General features: G+C 40.7%; 15 protein-coding genes. 12 read left to right on the top strand and 3 right to left on the bottom strand.

All coding sequences use genetic code 11. The features are described 5' to 3' along the window. Positions 1-15 precede the first annotated feature (15 nt). A complete protein-coding gene (locus J8M00_RS17450) occupies positions 16-915 on the bottom strand; it encodes a phosphoribulokinase (RefSeq protein ID WP_211012105.1) in 900 nt (299 codons plus the stop codon). Between the two features lie 290 nt (positions 916-1205). Here J8M00_RS17450 and J8M00_RS17455 point away from each other — a divergent pair, with 290 nt between their 5' ends. The 11 genes from J8M00_RS17455 to J8M00_RS17500 all read left to right on the top strand — a co-directional run bounded on the left by J8M00_RS17455 (position 1206) and on the right by J8M00_RS17500 (position 9788). Continuing rightward, a complete protein-coding gene (locus J8M00_RS17455) occupies positions 1206-2063 on the top strand; it encodes a hypothetical protein (protein ID WP_211011824.1) in 858 nt (285 codons plus the stop codon). A 68-nt stretch (positions 2064-2131) separates the two neighbouring features. After that, positions 2132-3148, top strand: coding sequence for a UDP-glucose 4-epimerase GalE (gene galE, locus J8M00_RS17460; RefSeq protein ID WP_211011825.1), 1017 nt, complete (start codon positions 2132-2134; stop codon positions 3146-3148). A gap of 193 nt (positions 3149-3341) precedes the next feature. Next, the gene (locus J8M00_RS28485; RefSeq protein WP_282099821.1) at positions 3342-3467 is read left to right on the top strand and encodes a hypothetical protein; all 126 of its coding nucleotides are present in this window, start codon (positions 3342-3344) and stop codon (positions 3465-3467) included. Positions 3468-3599: 132 nt separating this feature from the next. Further along, complete coding sequence (locus J8M00_RS17465) at positions 3600-4163, top strand: hypothetical protein (protein WP_211011826.1); 564 nt, start codon at positions 3600-3602, stop codon at positions 4161-4163. An 836-nt stretch (positions 4164-4999) separates the two neighbouring features. Further along, positions 5000-6016, top strand: coding sequence for a tRNA dihydrouridine(20/20a) synthase DusA (gene dusA, locus J8M00_RS17470; protein WP_211011827.1), 1017 nt, complete (start codon positions 5000-5002; stop codon positions 6014-6016). A 168-nt stretch (positions 6017-6184) separates the two neighbouring features. Then, entirely contained in the window at positions 6185-6865 is a 681-nt protein-coding gene (locus J8M00_RS17475) for a PspA/IM30 family protein (protein ID WP_211011828.1), read from the top strand. 12 nt (positions 6866-6877) lie between these two features. Next, entirely contained in the window at positions 6878-7078 is a 201-nt protein-coding gene (locus J8M00_RS17480) for a PspC domain-containing protein (protein WP_211011829.1), read from the top strand. Positions 7079-7095: 17 nt separating this feature from the next. Then, entirely contained in the window at positions 7096-7410 is a 315-nt protein-coding gene (locus tag J8M00_RS17485) for a hypothetical protein (protein WP_247687445.1), read from the top strand. Positions 7411-7514: 104 nt separating this feature from the next. Continuing rightward, a complete protein-coding gene (locus tag J8M00_RS17490) occupies positions 7515-8027 on the top strand; it encodes a copper chaperone PCu(A)C (protein WP_211011831.1) in 513 nt (170 codons plus the stop codon). 8 nt (positions 8028-8035) lie between these two features. After that, a complete protein-coding gene (locus tag J8M00_RS17495) occupies positions 8036-9022 on the top strand; it encodes a DUF2333 family protein (protein ID WP_211011832.1) in 987 nt (328 codons plus the stop codon). 4 nt (positions 9023-9026) lie between these two features. Further along, a complete protein-coding gene (locus tag J8M00_RS17500) occupies positions 9027-9788 on the top strand; it encodes a TIGR04219 family outer membrane beta-barrel protein (RefSeq protein ID WP_023400743.1) in 762 nt (253 codons plus the stop codon). Between the two features lie 71 nt (positions 9789-9859). Here the strand turns inward: J8M00_RS17500 and J8M00_RS17505 are convergent, their stop codons facing one another. Then, entirely contained in the window at positions 9860-10732 is an 873-nt protein-coding gene (locus tag J8M00_RS17505) for a TIGR03899 family protein (protein WP_211011833.1), read from the bottom strand. Next, on the bottom strand, positions 10722-11258 hold the full coding sequence (locus J8M00_RS17510; protein ID WP_211011834.1) for a hypothetical protein: 537 nt from the start codon (positions 11256-11258) through the stop codon (positions 10722-10724). The genes J8M00_RS17505 and J8M00_RS17510 overlap by 11 nt, the downstream gene beginning before the upstream one ends. Before the next feature lie 182 nt (positions 11259-11440). Here J8M00_RS17510 and J8M00_RS17515 point away from each other — a divergent pair, with 182 nt between their 5' ends. Then, positions 11441-13648, top strand: a complete 2208-nt coding sequence (locus J8M00_RS17515) for a GGDEF/EAL domain-containing response regulator (protein ID WP_211011835.1) — start codon at positions 11441-11443, stop codon at positions 13646-13648. Positions 13649-13657 lie beyond the last annotated feature (9 nt).

Raw genomic sequence — 13657 nt, forward strand, 5'->3', positions numbered from 1 at the left:
TGAAATAAGGCAAATTTAAATATTTAACTCCGTGGGGGCCAAGTTTTCATAGGCACGTTTTTTAATGAGTAGGTCTTTTATGAGTGGTGTTAACACCAGCTCCATTGCCAAGCCCATTTTTCCACCAGGTACAACTAATGTATTGACGCGAGACATAAAGCTGCCTTCTATCATTTGTAAATAATAGGGGAAATTGACATCGTCAATGCCACGAAAACGGATCACCACAAAGCTTTCATCTAGAGAAGGGATGTCTTTTGCGCTGAAAGGATTCGATGTATCGACAGTTGGAACGCGCTGGAAATTAATATGCGTGCGTGAAAACTGCGGCGTTATATGGTTTATATAGTCGTCCATACTGCGCACGATGGAGGTCATAACGGCTTCTCTTGAATGACCTCGTTCATGAGTATCGCGGATGAGTTTTTGGATCCATTCGAGGTTGATGATAGGCACCATACCAATCAACAGATCCACATGTTTTGCAACATTGTGTTCTTCGGTGACCACACCGCCGTGTAGGCCTTCATAAAACAGCATATCTGTGTTTTTTTCTAAATCTTGATACGGCGTAAATGTACCAGGAAGTTGGTTGTAGGGGACCGCATCGTCGAATGTGTGCAAATACTTACGTATCCTACCATTTCCTGTTTTTCCGTAACTCGCAAATAGCTCTTCCAATGCCTCGAAATCATTTGCTTGCTGTCCGAAATAGCTCAAATGCTTGCCTTCTTGTAAGGCCTCGCGTTTAAGTTTATCCATCTCCGGACGAGTGTAGCGGTGGAAACTGTCTCCCTCAACAAGTGTGGCTTTGGCATCAAGACTACGAAATATATGTTTTATGGCGTTGGTAGTCGTTGTCGTCCCGGCGCCTGAACTTCCAGTAATGGCGATAATTGGGTGTTGTTGTGACATGGTAACCTCAATAAAAACGGAGTCTAATAGCGGCTGTTGATTGAGTATCACACCTGTTTAGCCGCTCGCTTTTGCGCTGATATCGCGCTTGATTAAAGCAATGTGAAGCACAACTGCATTGTAGCCATCACCGCTGGAACATCTGAATTGATGTTACTGAAAGACGAAAATTTCGCAAGCGCTTTGCGAGTATACGGTGTTTTGTGTGTGTAAAAAAACCAAGAGAACGTGATAAATTATTGGTTTTTGATTGGCTACTCGGTAAGATCAAAAATAAAAAAGGACGCATAATGTTTAAAGTCATGCTTGGCGCACTATTTGCCTGCAGCCTAATACCACAAGCTCATGCAGCTATGCCGAAAAGCCAAATTTGGTTAGCAAAAAGCCACGACAATGGAATTACTGTCAAACCACTGACAAGCGATGATGCCTACCATAACCAGCCATTGGTAAGTGCGGAAGGTGTCTATTATACAAAAGAGATCACCAGCGCAGAGCGCTCTCAGACTGATCTATTTTTGTATCGGTTTGCTGACAACTCTCATACCAATTTAACCAATACGCCGGAATCCGAATACTCCCCAACAATTTATCCGCACAAAGATGGGGTGTCTGCGATTGTAGTTGAGCCGTCAGGTAAGCAAAGGCTGTGGTTTTACCCTGAAGAAGCGTCGTTAAAACCCGAGCGTATTTTTGAGCATATCGAGCCTGTGGGTTACCATGCATGGGGCAAAGGTGAGGATTTAATAATGTTTATTTTGGGAGAGCCTCACACATTACAATTCACCGATTTGTCGGGTCACCTACCCAAGGTTATTGCTAAAGACATTGGCCGCAGCCTCGCTTTCAATGCAAAAAGAAATATGTATAGCTTTACATTTGTTGAACACGGTGAGCAGTGGTTCGCTACGTATTCAAAACGACTAGGTTCTGTAAAGAAACATTTTCAACTGCCAAGTAGCGTAAAAGATTACACTTGGCTTGATAGCGATACGTTAGCATACGCCATTGATAATAAAGTGTTTACTAGAAATATAGATGCGCCAAAATCCGTAAAGTTGTGGCGCAATTTTGAAGGTTATTGCAAAGCAAATATTACCCGACTAAGCTTCCATGAAGAAACCTTGGCTTTTGTCTGCGATCGATAATCTTGGTATTTTGTCGTTTACAGTAAAGCTGTAGCGCATATGATTTTTTATTATTTAATAGGGTCAACATGATAGTTTTAGTAACAGGTGGTGCGGGGTATATTGGCTCGCATACGGTTGTTGAGTTACTCAATAAAGGTGATGAAGTGGTTGTAGTTGATAACCTAGCTAATTCTTCAGCCCTTGCATTGGACAGAGTTAAAAGTATTACAGGAAAGGACGTTACGTTTTATAAAGGAAGTATTTTAGATCGTGTTTTTCTAGACTCAGTATTTGCACAGCATGCTATTGATCAAGTGATTCATTTTGCGGGCCTTAAGGCTGTTGGTGAGTCTGTTCAAAAACCTATTGAGTACTACCAAACGAATGTACAAGGTACCTTGACTCTGCTAGATGCCATGCGTGACGCGAATGTATTTAAGTTGGTATTTAGCTCATCAGCTACTGTATATGGTGATCCGCAAAGTTTACCTATCCGTGAAGATTTTCCCGTTGGTGGCACGACGAACCCATATGGCAGCTCGAAGCTTATGGTTGAAATGATGTTACAGGATCTTGCAAAATCTGATGAGCGTTGGGCTGTCGCGATATTGCGCTACTTTAACCCTGTTGGTGCCCATGAGTCTGGTTTGATAGGTGAAGATCCCAATGGTATTCCAAATAACTTGTTGCCGTACATTACACAGGTTGCGGTTGGTAAGTTAGAGCGTTTAGGGGTGTTTGGTGATGATTATGACACTCATGATGGCACAGGAGTGCGTGATTATATTCATGTAGTTGATCTTGCTTTGGGTCACTTAAAATCCCTAGATAGACTCGAAAAATTTAATGGCGTGCATATATACAATTTAGGAACAGGTAATGGGTACTCTGTATTGGATATGGTAAAAGCTTTTGAATCAGCGTCAAACAGAGCCATTCCATATGATATAAAGCCACGTCGTTCTGGGGATATATCTGCCTGTTATGCAGCACCAGAAAAAGCAATGAAAGAACTTAATTGGAAGGCGGAAAGGGGTATCGACAGTATGATGAAAGATTCATGGCATTGGCAAGATAACAACCCTGAAGGATACCAAGCATAGTTGATCTTACTGTTGTTTAATGGCTAACAATTCTGATGATGACTGACACTTCCTAATTGATTAGCAAAGTGAATAGGAAATATGAATATCAAAGGCTTCTGCTGAAAAAGTAAGCAGAAGCCTTTTGTTTGACTTAAAAAAATAGGGTTGTTACATTCCTTTAAATGAAAATATTCATTAAGGAAATCAGCAAGTGAAACTTCAAAAGAAAGAATTGAAGCAGTTATCGTCAAAAGACGTTAAAGTAATTGCTGGTGGAACTTCAGTGAGTAAGGCGCCGCCACAAATGGCGAGGATGATGCTTTTACAGCAAGGATGATGCTTTTACAGCAAGGATGATGCTTTTACAGCAAGGATGATGGCTTTTACAGCAAGGATGATGGCTTTTACAGCAAGGATGATGGCTTTTACAGCAAGGACGATAACACTTTAAAGAAGGGTGCAGGCAAATATGAATGAAATTCTTGCCTATGTTGATTGGGTATTTAGAGCATTGTTTTCATTGGTTGTTCTCTTTTTAATGGTCATTTTCTGGGAAAGAAAATTCAGCCTGTTTTTTGGTGGTAAAAGTAGTTTAAGAACTAAAGCCGATCATACACTTCACTCTTGTTTCCTTACCGCGCTATGCACGGTGGTGTTTTTTATCATAGGCAATATACTTTCTGATCACATAATAACTTTACCGATGGAAAAAATTGCACTTCGCCGATTATATTACTTTTTAGGTATGGTTAATTTAACCTTTTTCTTTGTTTCTTTATTTTTACTGCATGCTATAAGGCAATGTGGGTTTTCAAATATTGCAAGGACTGTGTCATATTTAATGTTTATTGAATTATCTTTGTATTTTATTCAACTAGTAGTGCGTGGATACTTAGATATTAGCTACAGTATACTAAACTCATTCGTTGCTGCCTCTTTTTTCATATGTAATATTATTGCTTTTATCATATTAATAAGTTATCCAACTAAATTGTTTCTAGGTAAAAAGCATTTTGACTTAGGTAATAGGTGAGATAAAGAGGTTTAAGTTGTTGGTTTGTTTGTCATTTAACCTTTTTTTCTCTGAAAGTACACTCTCCTAACCGATTTTCAATTAGCCGCGTTACTCTACTTGTTACCTTTTCAATGGTATTAAATTTAGATACTTAATGGTGTTGTTTTTTAATGTTTTTTCTTTTTTGTTAGGCTTTTTTGATTTTAGCACTGGTTTTAATTTTTTTTTGTGTTGGTTTAAATCAGAGTTTTATAAGATTGCTTTATATTAAAGATAAAAGTAAATCTCTTAAGTAGTTAACACAAGAACAAGCCAGCTTTTTAGGTCATCTTTGGCCAACAGGCATCTTTTAATAATGGACGAAGTAATAGTTGATACTTATACAACATTGAGATGTGCTTTTACTAGAGGGTTTTTCTTCTAAGGACATATTCCGTGGCCTCGTGTTTTAACTGTCAAGCGAAGTAAGAATGGAGGACGGTGGCACTGACTTTAGTGGTTATGTTGAGGTTGAAAGTTAGCGCTACCTCTGTTTTGCTAGTGCCTTCAATATCGTCTTCCGCTAACATACGGTGTGTCAGGGGCGTATACCACCATTACAGATCCTGTACTTTCCTTTCACCTTATTGATGGTTTTTTACTGAAAGTTTTACTTTCGTTGTGTATAATTACGCCCTTGGATTTCTCGCGAACTATGCATTTATAGCGTGTTTCGTTAGATTTTAATTTTCGTTTTTCAATTCTAAACGATGCTATTTCTAATCCCTAAGATGTTGATTTGTCCTACCCGGTTGAGGGTGACTGTAGTGTCTAATTCAGTCAAATTCGAGGGGGTTGAGGCGGATTGAGGTTGTATGCAAAACTCAGATAAATCAAGCACTAGCCCAGTAAATACCAGTGATTCAGCGTTTAGGCGCTTCTCCGTTGCACCTATGCTAGATTGGACAGATAGGCATTGTCGCACTTTTCACCGTAAGCTAAGTAAGCATGCGGTGTTATATACAGAAATGATCACAACGGGTGCAATTATTTTTGGCAAAGGTGATTATCTGGCATTTGGTGAGCATGAAATGCCAGTAGCATTGCAACTTGGTGGCTCTGACCCAAAAGCTTTGGCTGAATGCGCTAGGCGTGCTCAAGAGTATGGCTATAACGAAGTGAATCTGAACGTAGGTTGCCCATCTGATAGAGTGCAAAATGGACGTTTTGGTGCATGTCTAATGGCTGAGCCAAATTTGGTTGCCGAATGTGTTGCAGCGATGAAGGCTGAAGTGTCAATTCCTGTGACAGTGAAAACTCGTATTGGAATTGATGAGCAGGACTCCTATGAGTTTTTAACCAATTTGATTGAGGCATCTCACCAAGTCGGGTGTGACGACTTTATTATCCATGCGCGAAAAGCGTGGCTTCAAGGCTTGAGTCCAAAAGAAAACAGGGAGATCCCACCACTGGATTATCCACGTGTATATCAACTCAAGCAAGACTATCCACACCTACATGTGAGTATTAATGGAGGTGTAAAAACACTGGATGAGTGTTTACATCACTTAGATCATATAGATGGAGTGATGATAGGAAGAGAGGCCTATAGCAACCCATTTTTGCTGTCTCAAATAGATGAAAAGCTATATGGGGATGCGCCATTTACTCAGACTAGACATGAGATTGTCCGCAGCATGTATGACTATTTTGAGCAGGAAATGACTCGTGGTGCAAACTTCTGGCATATCGCAAGACATATGCTAGGTATTTTCCAGAATCAGCCTGGTGCACGCGGCTTTAGGCGTCACCTATCTGAAAATGGACATAAAAAAGAGGCAGATATCAGTGTTATGGAAAAAGCGCTGACATTTGTTCCTGAGCACAAATAAGTGGCAGTGGCCAAAAAGACTACTTTTTGGCCTTTTCAACTACAATTTAATAATCCACATTTTTTCTCCCCTCTGCTTTTTATACTAATTATCTGATAATTAAATGATTTTATCATTGGCATAAAGATTGGAGTGTTAAAGTCACTATATGTTACTAAGGAACATGTTATGGCTTTAATCGACCGCATAGAAGATTTAATCAAAACAGAAATAAACACTTTATTGGGGAAATCAGCGCTCTCTGTAAGTTCAGGATCACGCATGAAGACGAGCGTGTCGAGAATTCAGTCCCTCATTGCACAGTTAAAAGTCGAAGAATCTGTTGTTCGCCGACAAATCGCAAGTTATGAAAAAGCTATAAATGACTGGTATGAAAAAGCGCAATTTGCGTTAGAGAAGGGGCGGGAGGACTTAGCTAAAGCTGCTTTGCGTGAAAAGCTAACATGCGAAAATAAAGTACAGCAAGTGCAGCAGTATGCGCAGCAGCTATCAAATTCTCTCAGTGAGCTTGAAAATGAATACGCTGTATTACATTCACACACTGAGTCTACTCAAGTAAAAATGAATCGGTCAATTCGAGAAGAGTGTCTGTCAGCAAGATTGAAGTTAAAGCAGGCTTTGCACAGTCCTGTGGTACGAGACTTGGCGTCTCACATAACGAATTGGGAAAACCGATTAATCAAAACGGAGGACAATTCGTCACAAGGAGCACAATTCGAAGATGGGCAGACAAAGAAAGTAAAATTTGAATTCAACACTCTGCTGAGGCAAGAGCAAGTTTCTTCTATGTTGCAGGCGCTGAAAGACAAGGCTACCGCTGCACCGACAAATAAAACATTGTCAAACTAAGGAGTGAATATTATGTACTCAGATAGAGTTAGAGATTCAAAGCACCCCGCGGCACAAAAGAAAATTGCTGGTGTTTGTGCTCAATTAGGAATGCACTTCGATTTACCTGTATGGCTCGTCAGATTGCTTGTTGTATTGCTGGCACTAAAGTTTACTTGGCCATGCATCATAGGATATGGCATTGGGTGGTTATGTATGTCAAATAAGAAGTAGAGGGTGCGATGAAAATTATGGCATTTGTTATAAGCTCCTTGCTGGTTTTATTGTTATTTTCATGGTTGTCGTTTCCTTTAACAACACTTGGTTTATCAGAGCTATTTCAAGGGCTAGGGTGGGTTGGAATTGAGCTATTTGGCTTTTTGATATTAATGATAGTTGGATTTGCGATTGTGGCGTTACTCAGTGTAGGAATACTGGGTGTCGGGTTAGTTGTGCTCATTGGGCTAGTATTGGCGTTTTTATTTAACTCCGCCATGATTGCAATTCCACTTTTCTTATTGGTGACATTAGCTTGGCTAGTGTTTGAAAAAAGTTCTGAGCACTGATTGATTGAGGAGAATACCCACATAATTTACTGTGAATTCAGTATTCAAGCGCTGTATAATCAAAGCGTCTAATACTGTTTTAATCAGAATTAAGGAATCCAGCTATGCGCAAAGCTTTTGCATTTGTATCACTTTTGTCGTTTTCTTGCTTAGGGGTCGCTCACAATCATCAACATGACGGGCATGAACACCACCACCATGCAACACAAGATTCAGCAAATCTTCAGGTATCACAAGCAAAAATTCGAGCTTTTCTACCGGCTGCAAAGTCAACTGCGGGTTATATGACGGTATTTAATAACTCAGAGAAGCCGATCACGATTGTTAGTGCAAAAATAGAAGGTCTAGGGCGCGTCGAAATTCATGAGCATATTCACAGCAATGGAATGATGAAAATGCAGCCCGTTAAAGCACTTGTAGTACCTGCAAAGCAGCGCATTGAATTTAAGCCAGGAGGGCATCATTTAATGGGGTTTGATCCAAAAGTTAAGTTAAAAGTAGGCGAAACCCGTAAACTCACACTATATTTTTCTGATGGTGAGAAAGTTGAAAATGAAATAAAGGTTGTTTCGTTAAAAGATGCATTTTCAAGTGAGTCACACCATCATCATCATTAGGAGTTAGGATGAAAGAATACAAGGGCAAGGTATTTGCCGCGCTGTCAGGTGTGCTGATTTTAGGTTATGTATTGGCAGTATATTGGAGTTTTGAACCTGAACAATTTGATGTTGTAGAACGCGCTAAGTTACGTGCTGATGCTCAAGGGAAAACCTTAGTGACGGGATATGTTACTAGCAATACCTTGATTGAAGTGATGCAAACATTGTTGGATAAACCAGGTGGGTATCTATCTAATGATGTACTACCTCCGAGTGTATTAATGGATAATATGCCTGCATGGGAGTTTGGTGTTTTAGAGATGTCTAGAGATTTAGCATTGTCTATGCGAAAAGATTTTAGTCGCTCACAGTCACAATCGACGGAACATCCGAGTTTAAAAAAAGCGCAACCGAAATTTAATATTAGTTCTACAGCTTGGATATTGCCCAGTGCGGAAAGTGAGTATCAAGCGGGCATTAATTATTTACATGAATATCAAGCGCAAATTTCGAATCAAAATCAGGTCGACAGCCAGTTTTATGCCCGGGCTGATAATTTAAGAGGGTGGCTCAAAGAGGCTGAAAAACGCCTTGGTAGTTTAAGTCAACGACTTAGTGCCAGTGTCGGACAAGAAAGAATTAATACCGATTTGGCTGGAGAGTCAACGGCTGTGCAAGCGACAGCTGGTGCTCAACAGTCTATGGTAAAAACATCATGGTGGAAAATAGATGATGTTTTCTACGAGTCTCGCGGTGCGACTTGGGCATTAATACACTTTTTAAAAGCAGTAGAGCATGACTTTTCGGATGTGTTAGAAAAGAAAAATGCCAAAGTTAGCTTGCAACAGATTATCAGGGAGCTAGAAGCTACACAGGAAACTGTTTGGAGCCCGGTAATTCTAAATGGCAGCGGCTTTGGGTTTGTAGCCAATCACTCTTTGGTGATGGCAAATTATATTTCTAGAGCAAATGCAGCTCTTATTGAACTCAGTGAACTTTTAGCGCAAGGATAAAAAAATGAAAAAGTATTGTTTAGCGGCAGCGTTGTCTTTGGCTTGCCTTACACCTGCAGCACATGCTGATACTTTATTAGGTTTATATTTAGGAGCAGAAGGGTGGCAAAATGACCCCGAAGGCAGCTTTGCTGAAAAAGGTAATCTTCAATCATTCGATTTTGAAGATGAGACATTTTCAAGCTTTTACGCTGCCTTAGAGCATCCTGTGCCACTGGTGCCTAATGTTAAGTTGAAATACACTGAGCTTGAGCTGGTGGGTAGCACGACGTTGACAGATACGTTTGAATTTGGCGACAGCAACTTCACAGTCGGCACAAAGGCAAACACAGTCGCAGATTTAAATCACATCGACTACATTTTTTACTATGAGTTGTTTGACAACGATTTAGTTTCTTTTGATTTTGGTATTAATGCTAAACAATTCGATGCTGATGTTACCGTAACGGGTGATGTAAATGGCACGACGGTGACTGAAACTGTCGACTTTTCAGGCTTTGTTCCTCTTGGTTATTTGAGAGCTGAGGTTGGTTTACCATTAACTGGCCTGAGTGTTTTTGCAGAGGGTAGCTTATTGGCAATAGACGATAGTAAAATCCAAGACTATCAAATTGGTGTCGCTTGGGAGTTTATCGATAACCTAGCGGTTGATGTTGCCGTGAGAGCTGGGTATCGTTCTCTTGTTTTAGAGTTAGACGATATCGACGACTTTGATTCTGACATTGATGCGTCAGGTCCATTTGCTGGTTTACAGGTTCATTTCTAAAAACTGAGCGAAGCAGCATGTTTAAGCCCTGTGATAGCCAAACGTTGTCACAGGGCTTTTTGTTATCAACTCTATTCGAAAGTGAGTGTGAACTCCTCTTCCAGTGTTTTATTAAGTAGCTGCCGATAAGTTTTGTTGACGGGTGTATTGATGAGTTTTTTCAGTTCATCCCCTGTTTGTGTCAATTTATAGTAGCTGAGTACGAGATCGTTGCTTTTGGCCTCAAAGTTTATTTTTTTGTTTTGATAGATGAGCGTGAGGGATTGACCTTTTTGAAGGCTTGTGGATTCAATTTCCTGTCGATACATCAAATTAATATCCATCAGAGTCAGGATGTGTGGGAAGCTTAAGCCTGCTTGCGCCAGATTGATTGTTTCTGTGCTTCCTTTTCTCAATAAGTCTAAAATTGAAGGCTTTTTGTAGTATCCGAGGATAATCAGATAACTGTCTTCTTTTTCTAAATAACCACAAAGAGATGCGCACTTTTGCAAAGCTTCGGCTTCTCGTTGGGTCATCAATTTGAGTGTCTGTAAGCTCTTTATTGAAAAAGTGCCTGGGGCTATGGACTCACCAACTAAAATCTTGGCCCATAGTTTTTGCATTGTATGATTAGCAATATCTTCCGCAAGCGAAATGAAGTGCTCTAACCAGTCGGGGTCGGGTCGACCGCGACTGGTGACATCTGGGCACAGAGAAAGCGACATCCCCATTACAGCCTCAATATTTTGTTGGCGCTGAATTTTTTGCAGTTGCTGTCTTTTTAAAGCGCGCTTTAGGGGGCTATGCTGGCTTTGTACAAAAAAGCTAGTTTGCTGGGCCGTATTTGACGTCGCATAGCGTCCACCTGATTGCATGGGCTGAGCTTGTTTAATCATTGCATAGCCGAGCTTTTCTTCTATCAGTAACGCTAAGCTAGAACGGGCTTGGGCGCTTTTAATTGTCATTTTTATGCCCCGTTTGTTGTAATTTGAGCTGTGAATTCATTTCATTGACTGCAGTTTGTACTATTTTTTCTAAATAATGTTTGGTAAGCAATGCATTCAAACCACCAATGACAGGAGAAAGCACTTCGCCTTGGATCGTGATGGTGATATTTTGGGTTTTTTGTTGTAGGAGGATACGCATTTTGGCTTGGTGCTCTTCGTGAAAACGCAAGTGATACTGAAGTTCGCTGCTTTGCTTTTCAACCAATGTTGCATCAACTCGGCCTGCTGAGTGTTTGAATGCGACAAATCCCCCCACTTTTTCCGCATTTTGTGTCGACAGCAGCTGAATTTTACTAGACTGTAAAACACTGAAAGCTTGCACCCAATTTTTTGTCGAAAGCATAAACGGCGCTGCATTCATGTGCTCACTAGGCATGGGGGCAGAGACTGTAATTCGGTAGGTGGTAGGCAGCATATTTACAATGATTAAGCTAATAAGTAAGCTAAAAATAATCACTTTTAAAGCCGTTTGAATGAATTGCACCCTGCCTCCCTCTGCGTTTTATTTGCACCTCAACAAAGCGCAAGTATTTGAACATCGTCTATAATATTACTTAGGTGTTAACGAATGTAGATCGCGATAGTAAAAACCTATCATATTTTATAAGATGAACCATAGAGAAAGCTGCTCTTGCAGAATTGATGTGATTAAGCATAAGGTGGATGATGGCGTCTGAGCAAGAAGATTTTTTGTTTGCAGATCAAGAGGTTTCCCATGATACCCAGGAAAATGTAACGGGTTACTGGGATGTATTGGTTGTTGATGACGACCCAGAAATACACTCTGTGACTAAGCTTGCCTTATCTGGTGTCGAGTTTTGGGGGAGAACGTTAAGGTTCCATCACGCATACTCTGGTAAAGAAGCAGTGGAATCACTGCGGCGCAGGTCAGAGGTGTGCGTCCTTTTACTCGATGTGGTCATGGAAAGTGATGATGCTGGGCTAAACGTTGTAAAGCAAGTTCGCGAAGAAATTGGCAACCATGCTGTGCGCATTATTTTGCGTACAGGGCAACCGGGGTATGCACCTGAAGAAAAAGTTATCCGCGAGTACGACATCAATGATTACAAAATGAAAACCGAACTTACACGTGGTAAGTTGGTGACTTCGTTGATGACCGCAATCAGATCCTACCAGCAAATTTGTGAATTAGAGCAGCAAAGTGTTGCACTGACTAATATCCTTGACGCATCTCAAGCCATTTTAGGGCACACCGATATGGTGTCTTTTGGTAAGGCTGTGGTGTTGCAGTTGGCCAAAATAATTGGCGCTCAAGAAAGTGGCTTGGTTGCGGGTATCAGCAGTGGATCTCGCGTGATTATTTTTGGTGGTACAGAGCAGTACGACGAATTCATTGGCGAGGGCCTAGAGCAACTCGACAATGGACGAGTAATTATGCAGGTTCAAAATTGCTTCGATAGAGAAGTCCATCAACACACTGGGCATGACATTACTTTTTTACTCAAGGGTAAGAGTCGCAAAGCAGCCATATTTTTAGAGGTTGACCACGCACCGAGTGCCTCGCAGCTTCAGTTTGCTGAGATTTTCTTAACTAACGTAGGTGTTGGCGTTGATAATATCAAACTCATTAATGAATTACGCGATGTTGCCTACAAAGACACTCTGACTCGTTTGCCAAATCGCGCCAATTTTGTGGACTTAATTGCTCAGCACTACAGGCCTAACGGCAGCGATGAGCTGGTTTTCGTACTATTAGATATTGCTCAGTTTTCTGATATTAACAATGGGCTTGGTCAAGAAGTTGGTAACTTACTGCTGTTGGCTGTTAAAGAGCGATTATGTATTGAGTTTCCTCAAAGTAAGTTACTCTCAAGAATTGGTGCTGATGTCTTTGGTTTGTTGTTGCCGACACATACTTTTGATGAACAAAACTTCATCGATATATTAACAGTGCCCTATCAGGTAGGTGAGCACGTTTTAACAATGCACTTTCATATTGGTGTATGTCGACAAGCCGATTTTCACCATTTAGGTCTTGAAACACTAAAATTGGCTTATATTGCATTGAATCAGGCCAAACAAGCGAACAAAATTTTAGATTGGTATACCCCAGACTTAGAAGAGAAAATGGCTTGGCGTTTGGGTTTGATTCGCCAGCTCAGGCAAGATTTTGAACTGCATAAATTAGAAGTTTGGTATCAGCCGCAATTTAGCTTGGAGACCAACAGAGTTATTGGTTGTGAAGCGCTTTTACGTTGGCCTTCGGGTAATGGCGACTATATCTCTCCGGGAATTTTTGTACCACTAGCGGAAGACTCAGGTCTAATCGTGGAAATCGGCCAATGGGTGTTAGAGCAAGCTTGTAAATTACAACAGCAATTAAGTACTCAAAATATTGATATCAGTGTTGCCGTGAACGTTTCCGTGCCGCAGTTCAAAGTCAGTAACTATGCTGAACAAGTTAAAAATACCATTCTCAGCCATCAAGTCGCGCCAGAAAAAATCGAGCTTGAAGTAACCGAAAGTGTGGTAATGGATGAAATCAAGACGGTTATAGAAACACTGGGTGAATTAAAGTCATTTGGTGTGGAAGTGGCCATTGATGATTTTGGCACAGGCTTTTCTTCTTTGAGTTATTTACAGCAGTTACCGTTAGCGAGATTAAAAATCGACCGAGCTTTTGTAAAAGGCATCCCTGATTCTGATAGTGGTGCAATTGCTGAGTTGGTGATTTCATTGGGGCGTCATTTAGGCTTAAAAACAATTGCAGAAGGCGTAGAAACTCAAGAGCAGGCGCAGGTGCTTAAAAAGCTTGGATGTGATGAGGTCCAGGGGTTTTTATTAGCAAAACCGATGCCTAAAAATGAACTGTTGGAGTTTTTGGGGTCTGCCAACAACACTGAGCGTGGATAAGCGCTCATT

The sequence above is a fragment of the Pseudoalteromonas luteoviolacea genome (assembly GCF_018100925.1).
GTDB lineage: Bacteria > Pseudomonadota > Gammaproteobacteria > Enterobacterales > Alteromonadaceae > Pseudoalteromonas > Pseudoalteromonas obscura.

What these genes read in the sequence shown, in the direction of transcription:
- dusA (WP_211011827.1), top strand. Translation starts at nt 5,000, where the DNA reads ATGCAAAACTCAGATAAATCAAGCACTAGCCCAGTAAATACCAGTGAT.
- J8M00_RS17500 (WP_023400743.1), top strand. Translation starts at nt 9,027, where the DNA reads ATGAAAAAGTATTGTTTAGCGGCAGCGTTGTCTTTGGCTTGCCTTACA.
- J8M00_RS17465 (WP_211011826.1), top strand. Translation starts at nt 3,600, where the DNA reads ATGAATGAAATTCTTGCCTATGTTGATTGGGTATTTAGAGCATTGTTT.
- J8M00_RS17505 (WP_211011833.1), bottom strand. Translation starts at nt 10,732, where the DNA reads ATGACAATTAAAAGCGCCCAAGCCCGTTCTAGCTTAGCGTTACTGATA.
- J8M00_RS17475 (WP_211011828.1), top strand. Translation starts at nt 6,185, where the DNA reads ATGGCTTTAATCGACCGCATAGAAGATTTAATCAAAACAGAAATAAAC.
- J8M00_RS17480 (WP_211011829.1), top strand. Translation starts at nt 6,878, where the DNA reads ATGTACTCAGATAGAGTTAGAGATTCAAAGCACCCCGCGGCACAAAAG.
- galE (WP_211011825.1), top strand. Translation starts at nt 2,132, where the DNA reads ATGATAGTTTTAGTAACAGGTGGTGCGGGGTATATTGGCTCGCATACG.
- J8M00_RS17490 (WP_211011831.1), top strand. Translation starts at nt 7,515, where the DNA reads ATGCGCAAAGCTTTTGCATTTGTATCACTTTTGTCGTTTTCTTGCTTA.
- J8M00_RS17495 (WP_211011832.1), top strand. Translation starts at nt 8,036, where the DNA reads ATGAAAGAATACAAGGGCAAGGTATTTGCCGCGCTGTCAGGTGTGCTG.
- J8M00_RS17485 (WP_247687445.1), top strand. Translation starts at nt 7,096, where the DNA reads ATGGCATTTGTTATAAGCTCCTTGCTGGTTTTATTGTTATTTTCATGG.
- J8M00_RS17450 (WP_211012105.1), bottom strand. Translation starts at nt 915, where the DNA reads ATGTCACAACAACACCCAATTATCGCCATTACTGGAAGTTCAGGCGCC.
- J8M00_RS17455 (WP_211011824.1), top strand. Translation starts at nt 1,206, where the DNA reads ATGTTTAAAGTCATGCTTGGCGCACTATTTGCCTGCAGCCTAATACCA.
- J8M00_RS17515 (WP_211011835.1), top strand. Translation starts at nt 11,441, where the DNA reads ATGGCGTCTGAGCAAGAAGATTTTTTGTTTGCAGATCAAGAGGTTTCC.